Source organism: Metabacillus rhizolycopersici (assembly GCF_020075705.1).
Genome location: NZ_JAIQUM010000005.1, coordinates 1 through 20,712, shown reverse-complemented (window position 1 = coordinate 20,712; position 20,712 = coordinate 1). Strand labels below are relative to the sequence as shown.

Sequence of the window (20,712 nt, the reverse complement as noted above, 5' to 3'; positions counted from 1 at the left end):
TCTGATTAAATGGGGAAGAAGCCCGTTGTAATTGGAGTGGCTGGTGGCTCTGGTTCCGGAAAAACAAGTGTGACGAAATCAATCTATGAGCAATTTAAAGGTCATTCAATATTAATGCTTGAACAAGATTATTATTATAAAGATCAAAGCCATCTACCATTTGAACAAAGGTTAAATACAAACTATGATCATCCATTAGCGTTTGATAATGATTTATTAATCGATCATTTAAAAACATTACTCAATCATGAATCAATTGAAAAACCGATATACGATTACAAATTGCATACAAGATCTGAAGATGTTATAGTTGTTGAACCGAAGGATGTTATTATTCTGGAAGGGATTTTAATACTAGAGGACGAACGTTTACGTGATTTAATGGATATTAAGCTTTTTGTTGATACAGATGCTGATCTTCGAATCATCCGCCGAATACTTCGCGACATGAAAGAACGTGGTCGTTCACTTGATTCTGTTATTGAACAATATATTTCAATTGTGAGACCAATGCATAATCAATTTATTGAACCAACGAAACGATACGCAGACATAATCATCCCAGAAGGCGGTCAAAATCATGTTGCGATTGATTTAATGGTAACAAAAATACAAACAATTCTTGAACTAAATGCGATTTTGTAATAACATAGCATAGATAAAGAATACAGTGTTCATATTATGTATAGAAATAGATATTATTTATCCTATTCTTTATGGGCAGTAAAAACTCTTTCCGAAAATGAAAGAGCTGCAAAGAAACTGCTCGTAAAGAATCGATATGTCTTGCTTAATTTAACACAATGTTTTAACAAAGAAGTAAAGGGTGAACTGTTGCCCTTGCTTTTTTGATATCTACATCAGTCTTATGTATTCTCTTATCAGTCGATTTAATGAAAGATGCTTACCATCTTACTTAACCTGAGGCTGTAAATGGCCTAAAAAGATACATACTTATTAAGAAAAAACACAAACGATGGGGAATAGTCTACTAGAAGGAGTGGAACAAACATGGCACAAGAAAAAGTTTTTCCAATGACGAGAGAAGGTAAAGAAAAGCTTGAACAAGAGCTTGAATACCTAAAAACGGTTAAACGTAAAGAAGTAGTAGAAAGAATTAAAATTGCACGAAGCTTTGGTGACTTATCAGAGAACTCTGAGTATGATTCTGCTAAAGAAGAACAAGCCTTTGTTGAAGGGCGAGTGACAACGCTAGAAAATATGATTCGTAATGCGAAAATTATCGAGGGTGAAGCTGATACAAGCCAAGTATCACTTGGTAGAACCGTTACGTTTACAGAACTTCCAGATGGTGATGAAGAAACATATACAATCGTTGGTAGTGCTGAAGCAGATCCATTTGAAGGGAAAATTTCAAATGATTCTCCAATAGCAAAAAGTCTACTTGGACATAAAGTTGACGACGAAGTTACAGTACAAACTCCTGGTGGAGAAATGCTTGTGAAAATTGTGAAAATTAGCTAATAGCACGTTTATATAAGAGACACCTCGTCGAAAATGAAGACGAGGTGTTTTTTATTATGAACGTAAAAAGAAGATTAATCTTCGTAGGGATTTTTTTTATCTTGACATTCTCAATCATTCTTTATCGACTGGCAGCAATCCAATTAATTCAGACTGAATCATTTTCGGCAAAAGGGGTTAATCTCGTCCAAGAAAGTGTAAATCAACGCACACAAGAGGTTGTTATTGATGATGGTCGTGGTCGATTCATTGATCGAAATGGTGATTCATTACGAAATCAAGTAGAGCCGTCGCTCGTGCTCTTCCCCTTTTTAAAGGAGGTATCATGGCCTGTAGAAAAACTTTCAGAAGCTATAAATGTTTCAAGTAATGAGCTTAAAAGACGACTTCAAAATATAAAAGAACCACTTGTTCTTTCAAGTAAGGATGGAGTGAATCTATCTAGCGAAGATTTAGCGAAAATTAATAAATTAGAAATACCAGGGGTTTTTGGGATTTATAGACAATCTCCAATTGATGAGACAGTTGGGGAGCATATTATCGGCATTACGGGAGAAAATGCAAAACTTCTTCGGAAGAAATATCCGGATAGACAGGATTTATCCTATAAAACGCAAATAGGCATCACTGGCCTTGAAAAAACATTTGATGAATTTCTGTTACCAGATGCCCAAACCAAGCTGTTATATCATGTTGACGGGGATGGGAATCCCCTATTTGGTGTGAACGTGAAATATATAGCAGACTCTAACCCCTTTTATCCTATATCAGTAAAGACAACGATAGACAAAAATTTGCAATCCATTGCTGAAGACGTATTACACAAACAAAAGGTAGATAAAGGCGGCGTCGTATTACTTGATATTGAGTCAAATGAAGTGCTGGCAATGGTAAGTAAGCCTGAATTGAATCGTTCCGATGACCGAACCTTAATGAACTATATGCTTCAACCCCTTTTTCCTGGTTCGATATTTAAAACGGTTATTTCTGCAGCAGCAATTGAATATGGTTTAAATGATGCAGCTAGGGAATTTAACTGCAGTCTAAATTTATATGGAGAAAATGATGGAGGACAAGACGATGGAATGCTATCACTAGCAAAAAGCTTTGCGAAGAGTTGTAATTATACCTTTACGACTCTTGCGGGGGAACTAATGGAAAAGGATATAAATGCACTTGAGGATACGGCAGATAAACTTGGATTACTTGGACCTGTCGGCTGGCAGGGTGAAGTTTTCCATTATCAACATTTCAAACAACTACCTGAAGAAAAAGCAGGAAGGATTTGGGGAGATGAAAAGGATAAAAATGTTCCAAAAGCAATTGATCAAACAGCAATTGGCCAAAAAAATGTAAAGGTTACTCCACTTGGGGTTGCTAATATGATGGCTACAATTGCTCGAGGCGGACATAAACAGCAGGTGAAAATCGTAGAAAATATATTATACAAAAATGGAACAAATATGTTTTCTTTTACGTCTAATTCATTAAAAGGAGAAAAAATATCACCTTATACAGCATCAAAGCTTCAAGAGCTTCTCCGATTGGTTGTAGCGGATTCTGAAGGAACGGGTAGACGGTTTCAAACCTTACCTATTGACGTAGCAGGGAAGTCAGGGACAGCACAAACAGGTAAAAAAAATGCTAAAGGGCAGGATTTATATAATAAATGGTTCGCAGGCTATTTCCCCTCAAGTCAACCAAAATATGCTCTTGTCGTTGTAGAGATGGATACAACAAGTGACGAAGCTGGGACTAATGCTTCGTTTTATGATATAGTAAATGAAATATCAAAAACGGTTAGGTAATAAGAACTATTCAATTTTAGAGAAGTAACGGTTATAGTAAATGTGGGTAAATACAATAATAGTAAAAATGAAATCAAATGATATGACTAGATAGAAATAAGGTCAAATGCTAGAATGAAACAGAAGGTAAGAGGGACAAAGGAGTGTAGGACATTGAGTAATTTACATGTAAACTCTCGTTATGAAAAAAGGGATAAGCGTAGAAAAACAAACATCGTTTTAAACACATTGATCACCATTGTTACACTGCTTATACTTGTTATTGGATATCAACTAATGTTTGGTGGCAGCGATGCGGGGAAAACAGCAAAATACAATGAACAACCTGATATTAAACTAGCGAATGAGCAAAACAGCAATGAGAAGGCTATTGCTGATAATGAGGAAGAAATCGATAAAACAGATAAAGAGTTAGATGAAAATAGTGTTAAAGAAGCAGATTCGGAAGAAATTGTAGATGAAGAGACAATAACAGAAGATCCATTTGAACAAGCTACGATTACTGAGGGGGAACCAGGATCAGGAATCGTAGAAACAATTGAAAATCCGGGTTGGTCACCGGTTGGAACGACTCAAACAGAGCATAATTCTACTAATTACACTAAGGGTTCAAAAGACTGGAATGAAATGACAAAAGCGCTTAGCTATGCAACTGGTATTCCTGAATCAGACATGATCATTTGGTTCCTTGGAAATAATGGTGGACCGAACGACGCAGTGGGAACCATCTCACCGAAGGATCAATCTGTAAAATATAAAGTCTATATAACATGGGTGGAAAACCAAGGTTGGAAACCAACGAAAATTGAAAAAGTAAATTAACCACAAAAGCAGGGGCGATTATGCCCCTGCTTTTTTTGTAATATCAGAATTTATAAGTTTTGGCTTCGAGAATTGTCCAGCGCAAGCTTCCTAGCCCCTCTTGGGTCTAATCCACTTTTGAATAGAAGGTGAAAAACACCTTCTATTCAAAAGCGTCTTATTTGCCCGAGGCTAATCAAGGCGCTTGCGCTTTGATAGTTCTAGAAATCTTCTACAAAGTAGCTTTAAAATGTACGACTGCACTGTAAAATCTTTTTCCATCATCTGTTACGTGCATTTGATGAGTAACAGAGTGTACTGCTAATAAAATCGCCTGATTATGGACAATTTGCTCATTTATCTTTTTTTCTAGCTCGTTAATTGTTGTGGCCTCAAACAATTCGATTTTATCCTTTATCATATCAAGTTGAAAACTCATTTTTTGCACCTCGATCTTAAATCTACTATCCATTCATTTATTTTATCGCAGAAGTACGGGCAATAAAAGCCCTCTCTAATTCTCCATCATGCAAATGGAGAATTAGAGAGGGGTAAAAGTCTTGTGAAAGATATGTTTTGTCTCTCTCATCATCCGTTGTGATAAGAAAATTATCTGAATCGAAGTTTCACTTTATAAAAAACAATGTTAAAATAATCACGATTGGCATCATAGGTTATGTGAACATTGATTCGAGCTGGTTAAGTAGGTACTCTATATGCAGGAGATAAGATCCTAACTATCTAGTCGAAAATACGAGCAGATTACGACGGTTAAGTCGAATTGTTGATAGAAAAAGAAAGGGTTTGAAGTAAATGAAAATCGCAATAATTGGCGCAATGGAAGAAGAAGTACTAATATTAAGAGACAAACTAGAAAATCGTGAACAAGAGGTTATTGCTGGAAGTGAGTTTACAAAGGGTACGTACAATGGTGTGGAAGTTGTTTTATTAAAGTCTGGTATCGGAAAGGTAAATGCTGCCCTTAGTACGACATTGCTTTTAGACCGTTTTAAACCTGATTATGTGATTAATACTGGATCTGCAGGGGGATTTCATCCATCATTAAATGTTGGTGATGTTGTGATTTCATCAGAAGTACGACATAACGATGTAGATGTGACTGTTTTTGGTTATGAATATGGACAAGTGCCTGGATTGCCAGCGGCTTACATACCTAATGAAATGCTTGTAGACATGGCAGTAAAAAAAGCGGAAGAAATTAGTGCAATACAAGTTGTAAAAGGGTTAATAGTTACTGGAGATTCATTCTTAAATGATCCAGAGAAAGTAGAATTTATCCGCAGTAAATTTAAGGATCTTTACGCAGGTGAAATGGAAGCGGCAGCGATTGCTCAAGTTTGTCACCAATTTAATGTGCCATTTGTAGTCATTAGGGCATTATCTGATATTGCTGGAAAAGAATCTAACGTGTCATTTGAACAATTTTTAGATCAAGCTGCAAAGCATTCTGCAGACCTAGTTTTGAAAATAGTTGAGGCAATCTAAAAAGAGTTAATAAGGTTGGTATTTTTTTAGCGTGAACGAATTAGCATTCCCTCCCTTCCTCTTCCATTTATAGTGAGTAAGAGGAAGGGAGGGAATAATTGCTCTGAAAATCTAAAGTGAGTCTCTCTTTTCGATTCTTTTTTGGATGTATAGGGAATATTTAACAAACGCTTAAAAACCTCTGTTGGTGAAATTTACATGGTTATGAGGCTACTAATCTGTGTTACTGTTTCTATAATGACACATTCAGTAGGTGAGATTTATAAATGAATAAAAAGAGGTTGCATACGCTCATCATAGATTTTAAGCAGTATGCATTTATTCTATTAGCTGTAAGTGTGTTCTTTTACATCGGGGTCGTATTACCTGATCAGGGAAAAGAAGATATTTACGATATTATCCTGATGATTACAACTGTAATCTTTTTAATCGGCTCATTTCTTTGTTTTAAACAATCATTGAACTATAAAAAGCAGCTAGAAAAGCAGTCAGAACATAACTAGATTACTATTTAAAAAAACGAGCCAATTTAAGTGGCTCGTTTTCTGTTATGGTTTTATTTTTTAAAGATTAAAAAATGGTTTGGTGGGGACTTGGCTTATGATTGTTAAAGATTCTTTGCGAATGAAAATGAAAAGAGAAGAGAAGAGAAGAGTGTTGTCCCTTCTCTTAAAAAACGATTAGTCCTTTTGACGATTTCTTTTTTCCTTTTCTGCTCGATAAAATTCATGAAACATTTTCATAAGTGCGCGCTTTTCAATTCTGGACACGTAGCTTCTTGAAATGCCCAACTCTTTGGCGATTTCTCGCTGTGTTTTTTCCTTTTTTAAATCGAGCCCAAATCGTCCGACAATCACTTCTTTTTCTCTTCCATCTAAAATATCAATATATTCCTTAACCTTTTCAAGCTCCATATTTAACTGGATTGTATCAATAACATCTTCATTTTCAGATTTCAATACATCGATTAGACTAATTTCATTCCCTTCTTTATCTTGACCGATTGGATCATGTAAGGAAACATCTTTCTTGGTTTTCTTTAAAGCGCGTAAATGCATGAGGATTTCATTTTCTATACACCTTGCCGCATATGTTGCAAGTTTAGTCCCTTTTCCTTGCGAATAGCTTTCAATTGCTTTGATCAATCCAATTGTACCAATTGAAATGAGATCTTCGGAGTCTTCCCCAGTGTTTTCAAATTTTTTCACGATATGAGCAACGAGTCGCAAGTTGTGTTCAATTAGAAGATTTCTCGCATACTCATCACCCTCTGACATCAGTTTCAAATATCTTTTCTCGTCTGTCGCAGACAAAGGCTGTGGGAAGGCATTATTTTTTACGTAAGATACTAAGAACACTAATTCTTTTAAGAAAAAACCTACTGCTGCTATGAGCCCTGACATATCTCCACCTCCACTAAAACATTCTCTAGGCTAATGCCTATAAGTAATGTTTATGTAAGAAGTAGCAAGTTCGTGCCTGTACATTGAAAGAAGAAAAAAATCTTACAGGAATAATTCTCTTGTGAATAGGTTCTTAAAGATTAAACAGTCTGAAAAAACGAAGGTAAGTCTCGCTCTACCTCAGTGACGATAAAAAAATCTACAGCTGGGGGATCGAATTATGAACCGTAGCTCATTAAAAAGTTGAATAGTTGAATAACGTTATGACAAGAGCCTAAGCGTCTTTAGGGGAATGTACATACAAATATAGTAGTTAATATTCGTAGGGGGTGAGGTATATTGTCTGGATATTCACCGTATGGTCCAGGTCCATATCCATATTATCCAACATATGGAGGACTTGGATATGGCTATTGGTATGCGTTCATTGTTGTATTGTTAATATTATTACTAGTAATTGGAGGAGGTTATTTTTATTGGAATCACTTTTGCTAAAATGAGGGAGGTTGACTATTAGTGTCACCTCTCTTTTTACATTGCTGTTATTTCACAAAATAATATAGTGGTGTGTGTAAACAAATGATATAATAACATTCATTAATTAGATGATACATATAAGCTTTAACGGAAAGACTACAATTGATATGTGTGAAGATTAAATTGGATATAATAAAAAGCAAAAAAAAAGAGCCGTTTGCCGGCGTGTTACTTTAAGATGAAGCCTTTAGAACATGTCCTAAAGAACGACGCTTAATTTCCATCTTGATTAGTTCTATAAAATCATCATGTAGTTTCATTTCAGTTGCTTTAAAATATGATTCAATTAATAATTCGTTTGAAAGTTTTCGCATACTTAATGGCCAACTGATTGGCTCTACACCTCCTAACACGTATTCATGCACTTATTAAGAGATAAGTAAGTCTAGGTTTTCGTCATTGGATAGCTGTCTAGCACAAGGTGCCTTGCTTGTATCTTAATAAGGCAGTTCCTAATATGTTATTTTTTGTATTAATCTAAATCTAACATGAATAGATGTAGAGAACAATCGTTCTGTTATCCACAGTTGATAGTGGATAAACTGTGGGTAGATTGTTTATAAGTTGTAATAATTGAGTTGTTATAAGGGTGGATAATGTGCATAATATTATCCACACCTGTTGAAGAGAATCGGAATTTGTCGAAAGGTTTTCATCATTCATCATCCTTTTTAAGCATAGATTATATGTTTCTTTTGAATGTATTCTTTAAATTGGTTATGATGTAAGATGGCAAAAAAATGAATAATGAGGTGCTAAAACTCATGCTACGATTATTTTTACCAGGAGAATATGTTAAAAGTGTTTTTGATATTTCTCCAAAAGCATTAAAAGAAAGCGGAATAAAAGGAATCATTACTGATTTAGATAATACGCTTGTGGAATGGGATCGCCCAAATGCAACACCTCAACTTTTAGAGTGGTTTAAAGAGGTTAAAGAGCAGGGAATGAAGATTACAATTGTTTCCAATAATAATGAGAGACGGGTAAAGGCATTTTCGGATCCGCATCAAATTCCATTTATATACAGGGCTAAAAAGCCAATGGGAAATGCATTTTTAAAAGCAGTAAAAAATATGAACTTAAAAAAAGAAGAAGTTGTTGTGATTGGTGATCAGTTACTAACAGATGTGTTAGGCGGTAACAGAAGTGGTTTTCATACGATATTGGTTGTTCCAGTTGCCTCTACAGACGGCGTGTTTACAAAGATAAACAGAAAAATTGAACGGAAGATAATGGAGAACCTAAAACGTAAAGGAATGATTCAGTGGGAGGAATAGAAACGTGTTAGAAGAACAATTTTCATGTATAGGGTGCGGTGTTACGATTCAAACCGCAGATCAAGAAAAATTAGGTTATGCACCTGAAAGTGCGTTGACGAAAGAGGAAATCATTTGCCAACGATGCTTTCGATTAAAGAATTATAACGAAATTCAAGATGTTTCATTAACTGATGATGACTTTTTAAAAATCTTACATGGTATCGGTGAAACGAAAGGATTAATTGTTAAAATTGTCGATATTTTCGACTTTAATGGCAGTTGGTTACAGGGTATCCAACGATTTGTCGGTGGAAATCCAATTCTTTTAGTAGGAAATAAAAGTGACATTCTACCAAAATCAGTAAAAAAACAAAAGCTCATCAACTGGATGAAAAGAGAAGCAAAAGAATTAGGTCTTAAGCCAATCGATGTTTGCTTAGTAAGTTCAGCTAGAGGACATGGGATCAAAGAGGTTGCTGAGTTAATTGACACTTATCGAAATGGCCAAGACGTTTATGTCGTAGGATGTACGAATGTTGGAAAATCAACATTTATTAATCGTATGATCAAAGAAGTAGCAGGGGTAAATGATGTGATAACGACTTCACATTATCCAGGAACTACATTAGACTTAATTGAAATTCCTCTTGATAATGGCGCTGCACTTTATGATACGCCTGGTATTATTAACCACCATCAAATGGCTCATTTCGTTGATAAACGTGATTTGAAGCTTTTAAGTCCTAAAAAAGAGTTAAAACCGAAAGTATTTCAATTGAATGAAAATCAAACATTATACTTTGGTGGACTTGCTCGCTTTGATTATGTTGCGGGTGGAAGAGATGCATTTGTTTGCTATATACCAAATGAATTGTTAATCCACCGTACAAAGCTAGAAAATGCTGATTCATTGTATGAAAAGCATGCAGGAGAATTATTAACACCACCGAGAAGAGAAGATGTCGAGACTTTTCCGAAGCTAATACCTCATGAATTTACGATTAAAGAAGGAAAAACAGATATTGTTTTTTCAGGATTAGGTTGGGTAACAATTAATAATCCAGGAAAAACAATAGTGGCACATGCTCCTCAAGGGGTGAATGTAACAGTAAGAAAATCGTTAATTTAAGAGGGGAAGGTAACGATAATGGGGAACTTATATGGAGTAATTGGCTGTCCAATCAAACATTCTATGTCACCTGACATTCACAATGACGCATTTCAGGATTTAGGTATAGAAGGGTATTACCATGCTTTTCATGTAGAACCAACTCAGCTAGCTGAAACGGTTGATGCGCTTAAGGTATTGGGGGTAAAGGGCTTTAACGTTACAATTCCACATAAAGTCGCAATCATCCCATTTTTAGATGAGCTAGATGAAACAGCAAGGATTGTTGGGGCAGTTAATACGGTTGTAAATGTAAATGGACGGTTGGTAGGTCATAATACAGATGGCAATGGTTATATTGAATCCTTAACAAAGGTACTAAAAAAGCCAATACAAGAGCATAAAATGTTAATTATTGGAGCTGGCGGTGCAGCGAGAGGGATCTATTATACGTTAGCCTATCGAGGATGCCAGGAAATTGATATTTGTAATCGAACAATTTCAAAAGCGGAGGAGCTTATTGAGCAATGCCAGTTTGCAAATAACAGCCAGGCATTATCAATCGAAGCCGCACAGCAACAATTAGGAGACTACGACATCATCATCCAAACAACAGCAGTTGGACTACATCCAAATATTGAAGATAAGCCACTACTGTTAAAAAATGCAAAGCATACAGCCGTTGTTAGTGATATTGTTTACAATCCTATTAAAACTGCTTTATTGAAAGAAGCGGAAGAATTAGGCTTAACAACGCACGATGGTGTTGGAATGTTTGTCTATCAAGGGGCACTTGCCTTTGAATTATGGACAAAGCAAAAACCATCTGCAGAAAGAATGACAGCTATTGTATACAACAAACTAGGAGGAACATCATGTTAACAGGAAAGCAAAAACGTTTTTTACGATCTAAAGCACATCATTTGAATCCAATTTTTCAAGTTGGAAAAGGTGGAGTGAATGAAAATATGATTAAGCAAATCGCTGAAGCTTTAGAAGCTCGTGAGCTATTTAAAGTTTCTATTTTGCAAAATTGTGAAGATGACAAAGATACCGTTGCGAATGAATTAGTCAATGGGACAGGTGCAGAACTTGTACAAATTATTGGTAATACAATTGTATTATACAAAGAGTCTAAGGAAAATAAACAGTTACGTTTGCCTAATTAATGAATAAGGTGAGGGATAGAATGTCAAAAAAAATCGGGATATTAGGTGGCACATTTGATCCTCCTCATTTTGGACATCTGTTAATTGCGAGTGAGGTTTTAGCTGAGCTTCAATTATCTGAAATTTGGTTTATGCCTAATCAAATTCCACCTCACAAGCAAAATGAACATTTTACTGATAGTAAGCATCGCCTGAATATGTTAAAGCTGGCTTTAGATGATCATCAACAATTTAAAATTGAATCGATTGAATTGGAACGAGAAGGACCTTCATTTACATATGATACACTTTGTCTTTTACGTGAACAATATCCTACTTATTCCTTTTATTTTATTATCGGTGCAGACATGATTGAATATTTACCTAAATGGCATAGGGTTGATGAAGTCATTGGGCTTGCTACGTTTGTAGGAGTAAAGCGTCAGGGCTATAAAACAAATACCAAATACCCTGTTACTGAGGTTGAAATTCCACAGTTTGACGTTTCTTCCACTATGCTTAGAAATCGATTAAAGGCGAAAAAAAATACGGCTTATCTTCTTCCAAAAGATGTGAAAAGATATATAGAGGAGAATCACTTATATGGAACGTGAAGTTGCATTAAAGTTAGTCGCTGAGCAAATCACTGAGCATCGCTACGTTCATACATTAGGTGTGATGGAAACAGCTATCCAATTGGCGAAACGTTTTGGGGATGATCCAAAAAAGGCAGAATTAGCAGCAATTTTTCATGATTATGCAAAATTTCGACCAAAGGAAGAGATGAAGAAAATCATTAAAGAGCAAAAGATGCCAGAACAATTATTAGTACATAATAGCGAACTATGGCATGCACCAGTTGGCGCATTCTTAGTTGAAAAAGAAGTCGGGATTACTGACCGAGATGTATTAAGTGCAATTAAATACCATACATCAGGGCGCCCGAATATGACGTTATTAGAAAAGATAATTTATGTGGCGGATTATATCGAACCAGGTCGACATTTTCCCGGAGTTGATGAGGTTCGAGTACTTGCAGAAAATGATTTAGATCGAGCGTTAATAAAATCAATCCAAAATACAATCATGTTTTTACTGAAAAAGAATCAAGCAGTTTATCCAGAAACAATTCAAACATATAACTTTTTTATATTAAAAGGAGGAAGATTTACTTAATGAATGAACGAGATATTTTAACAACAGTAGCGAAAGCAGCAGATAGCAAACGTGCAGAAGATGTTATAGCACTAAATATGAAAGGGATCTCTCTAATTGCAGATTATTTTCTTATTTGTCATGGGAATTCAGACAAACAAGTTCAAGCAATTGCAAGAGAAATCAAAGAAAAAGCAGCGGAAATGGATGTATATGTAGAACGCATTGAAGGTTTTGATGAAGCTCGTTGGGTATTAATTGATCTTGGGGATGTTGTTGCACATGTATTCCATAAAGATGAAAGAGGGTATTACAACCTCGAGCGTTTATGGGGAGACGCACCAATTGAGGATTTAACAAGTGAGCTAAATCAATGATCTACCAAGGCTTTGCCTATATTTACGATCAACTAATGAAGGATGCACCTTATGACCAGTGGGTTTCATTCATTCAACAGGCGATTGCAACGTACAGTCCGGGGGCAAAGAATATATTAGATGTTGGCTGTGGAACAGGAGAAATTGCGATTCGTTTAGCAAACCAACAATTTCATGTAACAGGCGTGGATCTAAGTGAGGATATGCTTGCAGTTGCCGAGTCTAAGCTTGAGGAAAATAAGGTACAAGTCCTTTTCCTTAAGCAGGATATGAGAGACCTTACTGGCTTTTCTGAGCCCTTCGATGTTATTACGATCTGTTGTGATTCTTTAAATTATTTAGAGAGCAAAGAAGATATCTTAACTACGTTTCGTGCTGCTTATCATCAGCTCAAAAATCAAGGGTTATTAATCTTTGATGTTCATTCACTCTATAAAATTCATCATATTTTTGCTGGGGCAACATTTGCTGATCAAGATGAAGATGTGAGTTTTATATGGAATTCTTACCTTGCTGATGAACCAAATAGCGTTGAGCATGATATGTCCTTTTTTGTAAAGCAGAATGAATTGTATAAGCGCTATGATGAGCTACATTATCAACGAACATTTGCAATCGATGAATACAAAATATGGCTTGAAGAAGCTTCATTTGAAGTCGTAAACATATGCAGTGATTTTGATTTTGATGAAAATCCAACATCAACATCTGAACGACTTTTTTTCATTGCGAGGAAAATAGTGTAAGAATAGAGGAGGTGAACCCATTTTGGGTTCACCTTTTTTATCATATCAGAATTTATAAGTTTTGGCTTCGAGAACTGTCCAGCTCCAGCGCCTAGCCCCTCTTGGGTCTAAGACGCTTTTGAATTGAAGGTAAAAAACACCTTCTATTCAAAAGCGTCTTATGCTTGTCGGGGCTGATCAAGGCGCTTGCGCTTTTCTTATAGAATGTATACAGTTGATACAAATATATTACCAACATGTAAATGGATGGTAGAAAACTTTTGAACATTTTTTAGTTCATTTGCAGGAGAAGCTATTACTTTCATCGAATCATTTATTTAAGATTTTTATTAAATTGCAATGAAACCTCTTCAATATCTTCATCATATTTTTGATGGGTTACATGAAATACCTTTTTAAACATATCTCCAACGACTTCTTCTAACACTTCAATTCCTTTGCCTGTCACACCACCAGTCACACAAACCTTTTCTTGTAGAGTTGGAAGTGTATATATTTCGCTTTCGAGTAATTTCCCCATTCCAATGATCATTTCACTTGCTAAAAGAACTGCTTGGTCTTGGCTAATCGTTGTTTCAGAAACAGCACCATTGACAAACTTCTGTAGTAAGTAGCTAAAGAAGGCAGGGCCACAGCTTACTAAATCAGATGATACCCTTGTAATATCATCTTCGATTTGAATGGGTATTGAAATTTGTTCAAGAAGTTCAACAATTGTTCGTTTCATTTTTTCATCGCACGAGCTTCCAAAAGTGAGTAACGATACACCAGAAAATGCACGATTTGTAATACTTGGTATTGTTCTTGCTACTTGGCATTGTACAAGTGATTCAAGTTGATCGACACGAATGGGACTGGTAATGGAAAGTAAACATTTATTTGGTGTTAGAAGGTGTCCGATCTTTTTTAAAAGGGGGTGAATATCTAATGGCTTCACACAAATAAATAGTAAATCTGATCGTTTGACTACATCATCTACAGTTTCCATCATATTTGTTTCAGGATAAATGTCTTTAATTGCTTCTGCTTTAGCTTTTGTGCGATTCGTCATATAAATATGTGAGGGTCTGATTGCACCTGACTCAATAAATGATTCAATTAATATTCTTCCCATATTTCCCGTTCCAACAAAACCGACATTCAAAGTAGATCCCCTCCTCAGAATGCATACCTCTTTTACACAATATGTCACAAACAAATTATTTATGATTAGTTAAAAAAGGAGTGCCGTATATGAGTTTGTTTCAAAAGTATAAAAAATGGATCATGATTCTATCCATATTAGCAGCATTGTTTGGTCTTTATCATTATTTTATAAAGGATTCACCAACGTCAGAGCTCGTTACGACAAATGAAGAGGAAAATCCTTTTCATATAACAGAAACAGAAGAAACAGCTGGTGTGACAACAAATGATGAAATAGAAGAGGAGAGACTAGTTGTTGATTTAAAAGGGGCTATTGTACAACCAGGAGTTTATGAATTGGAAGGAGGAGCAAGAGTTCACGAATTGCTTAAAATGGCAGGTGGGCTTACTAGTGAAGCAGACGAGCTTGCGATCAATCTAGCAGCCCCTTTAGAGGATGGAATGGTTATTTATATCCCCAAAAAAGGTGAAGTTACGGATTATTCACTAACTTCACAAACTTCCCACCAAGAGCAGGATGATGGGAAAGTAAACATTAATGTAGCTTCAAGTGAAGAGCTTCAAACACTCACAGGTATTGGTCCATCTAAGGCTGAAGCGATTATTGCATATCGTGACGAAAATGGATCATTTAAAGAATTGGAAGGATTATTGGAAGTATCAGGAATTGGTCAGAAGTCATTTGAAAAATTAAAAGACGAGATTACGATAAAATAAATTATTATGGGGAAATAAGAAAAAGTTTATACCGCATTAACTGGCAGTAATACCGACTCATGGAAGTCTCACTTTATGGAATAAGTAATGTCGGTAAGAGAACAAGTAACGATATTTACTATTTTTTGGGAGGTCAATTTTAGAAATTGGAATTATTTTTTACTAAAATGCAAAAATAATAATTTGACGACCATTCTATATTCCCGATAAACTATTGAATATCATTGTTGAGTGGGGGAGTTCTGGTGAATCGTATATCTTGGAACCAATATTTTATGTCACAAAGTCATTTGTTGTCTAGGAGGAGCACTTGTACGAGATTAGCAGTAGGCGCTACGATTGTTCGAGAAAAAAGAATGATTGCAGGCGGATATAATGGATCAATTGCGGGCGGAGCACATTGCTCTGATGAAGGCTGCTATGTAATCGATAATCATTGTGTAAGGACAATTCATGCGGAAATGAATGCACTGCTTCAATGTGCGAAATTTGGTGTGCCAACTGAAGGTGCAGAAATATATGTTACACATTTCCCGTGCCTCCAATGCTGTAAGGCACTTATACAGAGTGGAATTAAAACAGTTTATTACGCGGTCGACTACAAAAACCATCCATATGCAGTAGAATTATTCAATCAGGCAAAGGTTAAAGTTGTGCAAGTGCAGCTTGAAAAGTCGCAAGATGATGAAACAAAACAAGAATTTATGTCAAATTTACTAGACAAGCTTGCAGAAACGAATATGAATAAAGAAGAGATTCAAGCTCTCTATAAAAAAGCTGAATTACTGTTTTCATAACCAATATTGTAAGGCTGACTTGAAATCTTCGGCTCAGGTCAGCCTAACATATAGTAAGAGGTGTTTGATTCCTTGAAAGGAAAGCTACTATTTCTAGCTGTTTCAGCCTGTTTTTCGATTATGCTGTGCCGTTTTCATTTTCAACCACTCATCATAATCGCTACGATTGCCTTTCTTATATTTCTCCTCATCAAAAACGAACGTTCCCTTTTTCTTCTTTCTATTGCTACCATTCTTTTATTTATCGGTATATTTTCATTAACAGAACGACATAATCAATCTTCATTAAACGAAGGAAGTTATACGACAATTGGTCTTATTTCATCGATTCCCTCTATTGATGGAAATCAATTCAAGGGCTATCTTGAAAATGGTTCTGGTGAAAAGTTAATTTTTTACTATAAAATCAAATCATTAGCGGAAAAGGAAGCTCTTAAAAAGATAAATCCAGGTACATATTGTCGTTTTAAAGGCGAATTAGTCGTGCCGAAATCTCCGACGATGCCTAATGCTTTTGATTATAAGCAGTACCTCTATGACCATCACATTCATTGGCAATATTTTGTGGAGGAAATCGGAAATTGTAAATCTGAAAAAATGGATTTGCTCTTGATTCTTATCGAAATTAGAAAAAATGGTTTAAACTTTATTGAAGAGCACTTTCCATCGTCATCTGTCGGAATCGTTCAAGCTTTACTTTTTGGAGAAATTGATTTGCTTGAACAAGATGTAGAAACCGCGTATCAAGAGCTGGGGATTGTTCATTTGCTAGCAATATCAGGTTCACATGTTACCTTGTTGGTAAGTGGCATTTACTTTCTGTTTATTTATTTTGGAGTGACACATGAAAAGACAAGAATAGTCTTCATTGTATTATTACCTGTTTATATGATTCTTACTGGAGCATCTCCATCTGTTATTAGAGCCTGTTTTATGGCAATTGTCTATTTTTTATTAAAGCTTTTCAAAATAAGGAACTCTACATTAGATGTCATTAGCTTTACATTTTTAGTTCTACTTGCAATGAATCCCTATTACTTATTCCAGGTTGGGTTTCAGTTGTCTTATGCAGTGACCTTCGGATTACTTCTTTCTTATAGAATCATTGAACACTTTGCTAGCTGGCTTACGAAATTAACAGTCGTTTCGGGTATTGCACAACTATGTTCACTCCCATTATTGCTTTTTCATTTTTACGAAGTTTCTCTCGTTAGCTTACCGATGAATATGGTGTTTGTTCCGCTCTATTCTTTTATTGTTTTACCGGGAGCGATCATAACAACGGTAATCACTGCTGTTTCATCCTCGATTGGAGCTTATCTGATAACCGTGTTTAGTGACCTCCTTTTACAAACTCATAAATTTGTCCTTTTTGCTTCAGCAATCCCTCATACAATGTTAACAACTGGAAAATTACCCATTTTTACATTAATTGCATTAATTATTTCTATTATCTATTTATTTGTAAGATTTGAGCAGCGGCAAAGTATAAACTACCTTTATCGACCAGCTGTTTATTTAATCGTCGTTTTTCTAATTCAAGTGATGACTCCATTCTTTCAGCCATCCGGAAAGGTATTAGTCATTGATGTAGGACAAGGAGACTCTATATTTATTCAACGTCCATTTAACAAGGGGAATTACCTAATTGATACGGGAGGAAGAATTAGTTTTCCACAAGAAGAATGGGAGGAGAGGAGGAGCACTTTTTCAATCGCAAAGAATGTGACTGTTCCGTATTTTAAATCAATTGGCGTTACAAAGCTTGATGCGTTATTTTTAACGCATGGTGATCTGGACCATGTAGGGGAAGTCCTCTCATTATTGGAGGAGGTTGAGGTGAAAGAATTAATCATACCAAAGGGTTTTGTTAGGGGAGAGCTAGAGCGAAAAATCATGCAAGTTGCAGAGCGTAAAAAGGTAAAAATCACAACAGTTCAGGCTGGAGATCAACTAACTTTTCAAAACCATTCTTTTTTTGTTGTTTCACCCGTGGATCTTACGGAAAGTAAGAATGATGATTCATTAGTATTATGGACAGAGATAGGTGGATTACAATGGTTACTTACAGGAGATGCAGAGATGGACGCTGAAAAGAGGATAGTAAAAAACTATCCATCACTAAAAGCAGATGTAGTAAAGGTGGGACATCATGGCAGTAAGGGGTCAACCTCAGAAGAACTTCTTGATCATGTTAAGCCGAAAATCGCACTCGTTTCTGCGGGTTTAAATAATCGCTATCAGCATCCACATCCAGATGTTCTTGATAAACTAGTAGCTCGTAACATCTCTTTGTTTAGAACTGACCTCGATGGTGCAATTTTGTATCATTTTAAAGGGGAGGCTGGAACGTTTTCCACCTATCCCCCATACGATAAAGTAAATAAAGAAAGAAAACAAAAGCGGAAGCGCCTTGATCAGCCTCAGGCTTAGACCAAATAGGCAATCAAGAACGCGACGTCCTGTTGCATTGACTGCACTTGCACGTCCTCTGTGCTTCGGGGCTAGGCGCTGGAGTTGGATGTCGTGCGCTTATCCACAGTACAAGAATTTTATAATTTCTAAGCAATGAAAAAGAGGTTAACGCCGACGTATTAAAATAAACACATTGGAGTCAACCTCTATGTAAGGATACCTCAATTAATTATGAGCCAATTAATTGAATAACAGTTGCAATAATAAAAATCGTCGCGAAAAATCCGAATGAAGCAACAAACCCAATTCCTGAATCTATAGCGTCATTCCGTTTGCTTTGGACACTCTTTTCAAATTCGTTCACTGTTACCCCCCCTTATTTCATATTTAGTATAAGCGATTACATTTGAAAAATCTACATTTTGATGAGATGTTCAAAACATTCAAGGTTCGAATTACCAATATTGACAGAATTAGCGACAAATATTCAGTGCGACATTGGCTAAACTAAAAATCAAATCGCTGTATCGTTTTGAATCAGGTAACCTAGGCCCTGAAACGAGACGTTCACATAGATAAAAGGGAATTGAATAAAAGATTTTCAATTCCCTTTTTTACATAAAATTTTTATAGTAAGCTTCATTTCATTATTTGGGCTATGTTGGCATCGCTAGTTAGAGTGCCTAGTCCTCTTTAAGGACAAGCTTACTCAAGAATGTAAGATAAGAGAATCCCCTTCTAATCTTTGAGTGTTTCATTTGAGACCGCCAAAGGCGCTTTCGTATTTCAGACTTGCCAAACCTTGTTTTTCATTTTAGGATTAATTGAAAGTGAAATGAACGATTGGAGAACAACAAAGATGATTTTTGATGTATGGAAGGATTTAAAAAAGAATAAATTACAATCCAACTATTTATTAATCGGAAAAGAAGCATTTCTGATGCAAGAAACCGTTCAATTAATTGAAGACGCTGCTTTACTGGATGAAGAAAGGGACTTTAATTTGTCAATTTATGACATGGAGGAAACGGAAGTAGAAATTGCTATAGAAGATGCAGAAACCCTTCCATTCATGGGCGAAAGACGGGTTGTCATTATTAAAAACCCAATTTTTTTAACAAGTGAAAAGAAAAAGGGAAAAATTGAACATCGAGTCGACAAGCTTGAGCAGTATATGAATTCACCGGCACCATATACAATCTTAATTTTACTTGCTCCATATGAGAAATTAGATGAGCGAAAAAAAATAACAAAGCTAATTAAAAAGCAATCTGTCGTTATTGAGATGAATGCATTATCAGATCAGGAGACAATTAAGTGGATTACTAGTATAGCCGAGAAAGAGGCTGTTTATTTTTCACAAGAAGCAGTGGAAGAGTTAATGCTCTTAACATCGAGTGATTTAATGAACATGTTCCAGGAAATCAAGAAGCTGAGTACATATGTCGGTGAAGGTGGTTCGATTACTCCCGATACTGTAAAACTTCTTGTTGCACGTTCATTGGAACAAAATATTTTTGATTTAATTGATCATGTTATTCATCGTAGAAGTAAAGAAGCATTACAAATTTTTTATGATTTATTAAAAAATAATGAAGAACCAATAAAAATTCTGTCTTTATTAGTGAATCAATTTCGCTTGCTTTTACATGTGAAGGAGCTATCAAATACTGGTTACGGTCAGCAACAAATTGCTGCTACTGTAAAGGTTCATCCTTTTCGAGTTAAATTAGCTTTGCAGCAAGCAAAATTATTTAAAGCGGAGGAATTGGCGCAAATTTTGATAAACCTTGCCGAGGCAGATTACGAGATGAAAACGGGGAAAAAGGATAAGCAGCTATTATTAGAACTATTTTTACTTAAGTTATTTGAGAAATAGAGGAGAATAAGAAAAGCGTAAGCGCCTTATTCAGCCTCGGGCAAATAAGCCACTCAGGAATAGAAGGTGTTCTTTGCCATCAATTCCTGAGTGGCTTAGACCCAAGAGGGGCTGGACGCGAAAACTAAGTCAAAAAATTTATACTTCCTTTAAATAAAAAACGATCCTTAATAGGATCGTTTTTTATCAGATTGTCGAGAAACCCTTTTAATTCTCGGCAACTTGAACGGTTTTTATATAAACTAGTGAAAAATAGTTGAAATAAGAGAAAAAACGATCCAAAATAGTCCTCCAACCCATCTTTTTGGTGAGATGGAGGGCTATTTTTTTCATATTTTGACAGGCGGCTGTCATAAAAGCCTGCTCTTGGACAGACTTCACCCCTCGAAATCGAGCGTATCGATAGCCATGAAGTTCTTTCG

General features: G+C 35.7%; 25 protein-coding genes. 19 read left to right on the top strand and 6 right to left on the bottom strand.

The features are described 5' to 3' along the window. Positions 1 to 9 precede the first annotated feature (9 nt). The 4 genes from udk (at position 10) to K9V48_RS03500 (ending at position 4,115) form a co-directional block, all read left to right on the top strand. Positions 10 to 645, top strand: a complete 636-nt coding sequence (gene udk, locus K9V48_RS03515; protein ID WP_224136977.1) for a uridine kinase — start codon at positions 10 to 12, stop codon at positions 643 to 645. Positions 646 to 1,011: 366 nt separating this feature from the next. Next, positions 1,012 to 1,485, top strand: a complete 474-nt coding sequence (greA, locus tag K9V48_RS03510; RefSeq protein WP_111613862.1) for a transcription elongation factor GreA — start codon at positions 1,012 to 1,014, stop codon at positions 1,483 to 1,485. A gap of 56 nt (positions 1,486 to 1,541) precedes the next feature. Further along, entirely contained in the window at positions 1,542 to 3,293 is a 1,752-nt protein-coding gene (locus K9V48_RS03505) for a peptidoglycan D,D-transpeptidase FtsI family protein (RefSeq protein ID WP_224136975.1), read from the top strand. A gap of 153 nt (positions 3,294 to 3,446) precedes the next feature. Beyond that, on the top strand, positions 3,447 to 4,115 hold the full coding sequence (locus K9V48_RS03500; protein ID WP_224136966.1) for a YrrS family protein: 669 nt from the start codon (positions 3,447 to 3,449) through the stop codon (positions 4,113 to 4,115). 211 nt (positions 4,116 to 4,326) lie between these two features. Here K9V48_RS03500 and K9V48_RS03495 read toward each other — a convergent pair whose 3' ends face one another. Then, complete coding sequence (locus K9V48_RS03495) at positions 4,327 to 4,533, bottom strand: DUF2536 family protein (RefSeq protein WP_224136964.1); 207 nt, start codon at positions 4,531 to 4,533, stop codon at positions 4,327 to 4,329. A gap of 374 nt (positions 4,534 to 4,907) precedes the next feature. On the opposite strand from K9V48_RS03495, the gene mtnN reads away from it, so the two are divergent. Together mtnN and K9V48_RS03485 are read left to right on the top strand one after the other, a co-directional pair. Beyond that, a complete protein-coding gene (gene mtnN / locus K9V48_RS03490; protein ID WP_224136963.1) occupies positions 4,908 to 5,600 on the top strand; it encodes a 5'-methylthioadenosine/S-adenosylhomocysteine nucleosidase in 693 nt (230 codons plus the stop codon). A 266-nt stretch (positions 5,601 to 5,866) separates the two neighbouring features. Further along, positions 5,867 to 6,103, top strand: coding sequence for a YrhC family protein (locus tag K9V48_RS03485; RefSeq protein ID WP_224136962.1), 237 nt, complete (start codon positions 5,867 to 5,869; stop codon positions 6,101 to 6,103). 177 nt (positions 6,104 to 6,280) lie between these two features. Here K9V48_RS03485 and sigK read toward each other — a convergent pair whose 3' ends face one another. Further along, positions 6,281 to 7,003, bottom strand: a complete 723-nt coding sequence (gene sigK / locus K9V48_RS03480) for an RNA polymerase sporulation sigma factor SigK (RefSeq protein ID WP_111613868.1) — start codon at positions 7,001 to 7,003, stop codon at positions 6,281 to 6,283. Positions 7,004 to 7,342: 339 nt separating this feature from the next. Here sigK and K9V48_RS03475 point away from each other — a divergent pair, with 339 nt between their 5' ends. Further along, entirely contained in the window at positions 7,343 to 7,498 is a 156-nt protein-coding gene (locus K9V48_RS03475; RefSeq protein ID WP_181455687.1) for a hypothetical protein, read from the top strand. Positions 7,499 to 7,713: 215 nt separating this feature from the next. Here the strand turns inward: K9V48_RS03475 and K9V48_RS03470 are convergent, their stop codons facing one another. Beyond that, entirely contained in the window at positions 7,714 to 7,854 is a 141-nt protein-coding gene (locus K9V48_RS03470; RefSeq protein ID WP_111613869.1) for a sporulation histidine kinase inhibitor Sda, read from the bottom strand. 450 nt (positions 7,855 to 8,304) lie between these two features. On the opposite strand from K9V48_RS03470, the gene K9V48_RS03465 reads away from it, so the two are divergent. Genes K9V48_RS03465 through K9V48_RS03430 form a run of 8 tightly spaced genes read left to right on the top strand, consistent with a single transcriptional unit; the run spans position 8,305 to position 13,336 of the window. Further along, a complete protein-coding gene (locus K9V48_RS03465; RefSeq protein ID WP_410429583.1) occupies positions 8,305 to 8,820 on the top strand; it encodes a YqeG family HAD IIIA-type phosphatase in 516 nt (171 codons plus the stop codon). A gap of 4 nt (positions 8,821 to 8,824) precedes the next feature. Then, on the top strand, positions 8,825 to 9,931 hold the full coding sequence (gene yqeH, locus K9V48_RS03460) for a ribosome biogenesis GTPase YqeH (RefSeq protein WP_224136960.1): 1,107 nt from the start codon (positions 8,825 to 8,827) through the stop codon (positions 9,929 to 9,931). An 18-nt stretch (positions 9,932 to 9,949) separates the two neighbouring features. Further along, positions 9,950 to 10,792: a shikimate dehydrogenase gene (aroE, locus tag K9V48_RS03455; RefSeq protein WP_224136959.1), complete on the top strand. Its 843-nt coding sequence runs from the start codon at positions 9,950 to 9,952 to the stop codon at positions 10,790 to 10,792. Further along, positions 10,786 to 11,079, top strand: coding sequence for a ribosome assembly RNA-binding protein YhbY (yhbY, locus tag K9V48_RS03450; RefSeq protein WP_224136958.1), 294 nt, complete (start codon positions 10,786 to 10,788; stop codon positions 11,077 to 11,079). The genes aroE and yhbY overlap by 7 nt, the downstream gene beginning before the upstream one ends. Positions 11,080 to 11,099: 20 nt before the next feature. Then, a complete protein-coding gene (locus tag K9V48_RS03445) occupies positions 11,100 to 11,672 on the top strand; it encodes a nicotinate-nucleotide adenylyltransferase (protein WP_224136957.1) in 573 nt (190 codons plus the stop codon). Further along, a complete protein-coding gene (gene yqeK, locus K9V48_RS03440) occupies positions 11,662 to 12,234 on the top strand; it encodes a bis(5'-nucleosyl)-tetraphosphatase (symmetrical) YqeK (RefSeq protein WP_224136956.1) in 573 nt (190 codons plus the stop codon). The genes K9V48_RS03445 and yqeK overlap by 11 nt, the downstream gene beginning before the upstream one ends. Continuing rightward, positions 12,234 to 12,590 (top strand): ribosome silencing factor, encoded by a 357-nt coding sequence (gene rsfS / locus K9V48_RS03435; protein ID WP_224136955.1) that lies wholly within the window; start codon positions 12,234 to 12,236, stop codon positions 12,588 to 12,590. The genes yqeK and rsfS overlap by 1 nt, the downstream gene beginning before the upstream one ends. After that, a complete protein-coding gene (locus K9V48_RS03430; protein WP_224136952.1) occupies positions 12,587 to 13,336 on the top strand; it encodes a class I SAM-dependent DNA methyltransferase in 750 nt (249 codons plus the stop codon). The genes rsfS and K9V48_RS03430 overlap by 4 nt, the downstream gene beginning before the upstream one ends. Positions 13,337 to 13,649: 313 nt before the next feature. Here the strand turns inward: K9V48_RS03430 and comER are convergent, their stop codons facing one another. Further along, positions 13,650 to 14,480 carry a late competence protein ComER gene (comER, locus tag K9V48_RS03425; protein ID WP_224136950.1) on the bottom strand — a complete coding sequence of 277 codons (831 nt, stop codon included), beginning with the start codon at positions 14,478 to 14,480 and terminating at the stop codon, positions 13,650 to 13,652. An 89-nt stretch (positions 14,481 to 14,569) separates the two neighbouring features. Here comER and K9V48_RS03420 point away from each other — a divergent pair, with 89 nt between their 5' ends. From K9V48_RS03420 to K9V48_RS03410, 3 genes are all read left to right on the top strand, one after another. Then, positions 14,570 to 15,199: a helix-hairpin-helix domain-containing protein gene (locus K9V48_RS03420; protein ID WP_224136948.1), complete on the top strand. Its 630-nt coding sequence runs from the start codon at positions 14,570 to 14,572 to the stop codon at positions 15,197 to 15,199. 245 nt (positions 15,200 to 15,444) lie between these two features. Continuing rightward, positions 15,445 to 15,996, top strand: coding sequence for a ComE operon protein 2 (locus tag K9V48_RS03415; RefSeq protein WP_224136946.1), 552 nt, complete (start codon positions 15,445 to 15,447; stop codon positions 15,994 to 15,996). Between the two features lie 72 nt (positions 15,997 to 16,068). Further along, a complete protein-coding gene (locus K9V48_RS03410; protein ID WP_224136944.1) occupies positions 16,069 to 18,429 on the top strand; it encodes a DNA internalization-related competence protein ComEC/Rec2 in 2,361 nt (786 codons plus the stop codon). A gap of 211 nt (positions 18,430 to 18,640) precedes the next feature. On the opposite strand, the gene K9V48_RS03405 is transcribed toward K9V48_RS03410, so the two are convergent. Next, the gene (locus K9V48_RS03405; protein WP_111613883.1) at positions 18,641 to 18,775 is read right to left on the bottom strand and encodes a YqzM family protein; all 135 of its coding nucleotides are present in this window, start codon (positions 18,773 to 18,775) and stop codon (positions 18,641 to 18,643) included. A gap of 495 nt (positions 18,776 to 19,270) precedes the next feature. Here K9V48_RS03405 and holA point away from each other — a divergent pair, with 495 nt between their 5' ends. After that, on the top strand, positions 19,271 to 20,290 hold the full coding sequence (gene holA, locus K9V48_RS03400; protein WP_224136942.1) for a DNA polymerase III subunit delta: 1,020 nt from the start codon (positions 19,271 to 19,273) through the stop codon (positions 20,288 to 20,290). Between the two features lie 207 nt (positions 20,291 to 20,497). Here holA and K9V48_RS03395 read toward each other — a convergent pair. Next, positions 20,498 to 20,712 (bottom strand): hypothetical protein (locus tag K9V48_RS03395; protein ID WP_224136940.1); only part of this gene is annotated, 215 nt, incomplete at its 5' end.

Coding starts and splice junctions, on each gene's coding strand:
- sigK (WP_111613868.1), bottom strand. CDS start 7,003: ATGTCAGGGCTCATAGCAGCAGTAGGTTTTTTCTTAAAAGAATTAGTG.
- yhbY (WP_224136958.1), top strand. CDS start 10,786: ATGTTAACAGGAAAGCAAAAACGTTTTTTACGATCTAAAGCACATCAT.
- aroE (WP_224136959.1), top strand. CDS start 9,950: ATGGGGAACTTATATGGAGTAATTGGCTGTCCAATCAAACATTCTATG.
- K9V48_RS03485 (WP_224136962.1), top strand. CDS start 5,867: ATGAATAAAAAGAGGTTGCATACGCTCATCATAGATTTTAAGCAGTAT.
- K9V48_RS03420 (WP_224136948.1), top strand. CDS start 14,570: ATGAGTTTGTTTCAAAAGTATAAAAAATGGATCATGATTCTATCCATA.
- K9V48_RS03465 (WP_410429583.1), top strand. CDS start 8,305: ATGCTACGATTATTTTTACCAGGAGAATATGTTAAAAGTGTTTTTGAT.
- K9V48_RS03445 (WP_224136957.1), top strand. CDS start 11,100: ATGTCAAAAAAAATCGGGATATTAGGTGGCACATTTGATCCTCCTCAT.
- K9V48_RS03470 (WP_111613869.1), bottom strand. CDS start 7,854: ATGCGAAAACTTTCAAACGAATTATTAATTGAATCATATTTTAAAGCA.
- greA (WP_111613862.1), top strand. CDS start 1,012: ATGGCACAAGAAAAAGTTTTTCCAATGACGAGAGAAGGTAAAGAAAAG.
- K9V48_RS03505 (WP_224136975.1), top strand. CDS start 1,542: ATGAACGTAAAAAGAAGATTAATCTTCGTAGGGATTTTTTTTATCTTG.
- K9V48_RS03495 (WP_224136964.1), bottom strand. CDS start 4,533: ATGAGTTTTCAACTTGATATGATAAAGGATAAAATCGAATTGTTTGAG.
- K9V48_RS03430 (WP_224136952.1), top strand. CDS start 12,587: ATGATCTACCAAGGCTTTGCCTATATTTACGATCAACTAATGAAGGAT.
- udk (WP_224136977.1), top strand. CDS start 10: ATGGGGAAGAAGCCCGTTGTAATTGGAGTGGCTGGTGGCTCTGGTTCC.
- yqeK (WP_224136956.1), top strand. CDS start 11,662: ATGGAACGTGAAGTTGCATTAAAGTTAGTCGCTGAGCAAATCACTGAG.
- rsfS (WP_224136955.1), top strand. CDS start 12,234: ATGAATGAACGAGATATTTTAACAACAGTAGCGAAAGCAGCAGATAGC.
- mtnN (WP_224136963.1), top strand. CDS start 4,908: ATGAAAATCGCAATAATTGGCGCAATGGAAGAAGAAGTACTAATATTA.
- holA (WP_224136942.1), top strand. CDS start 19,271: ATGATTTTTGATGTATGGAAGGATTTAAAAAAGAATAAATTACAATCC.